Raw genomic sequence first — 302 nt, forward strand, 5'->3', positions numbered from 1 at the left:
AGTCGCTGTCGTTCTCAAAATCGGTGGAGCTGCATGACAAAGTCATCGGGCATTATCTGAACATAAAACACTATCAATAAGTTGGAGTCATTACCTGATGTCTGAAGTTAAAATTATTATTAATAATAATAGAAAGTAAGTGACGTTCGTCTGAAGAAAGAGGATGAACTTTTTGTATTATCTCAGAGATATAGTGTCTGGATACCTTATCGAGATGCTCAAGTGACCGAAATGATGACCGTGCTCCAGATGGCGCTTCAATAGAAAGATTTAGTGATTTGAAACTGGTCCCTTGAGAAAAC

General features: G+C 37.7%; 1 protein-coding gene and 1 pseudogene. One reads left to right on the plus strand and one right to left on the minus strand.

The genetic code is table 11. The annotated features are described in order from the left end of the window. On the plus strand, positions 1-80 hold an 80-nt coding region (locus BGK49_RS18905; protein ID WP_001401901.1), incomplete at its 5' end, for an IS1 family transposase. Between the two features lie 14 nt (positions 81-94). On the opposite strand, the pseudogene BGK49_RS29760 reads toward BGK49_RS18905, so the two are convergent. Next, positions 95-302 (minus strand): annotated as a pseudogene (locus BGK49_RS29760) (hypothetical protein); the annotation flags it as partial.

This window comes from Shigella sp. FC1544, from assembly GCF_001722145.1.
GTDB lineage: Bacteria > Pseudomonadota > Gammaproteobacteria > Enterobacterales > Enterobacteriaceae > Escherichia > Escherichia coli.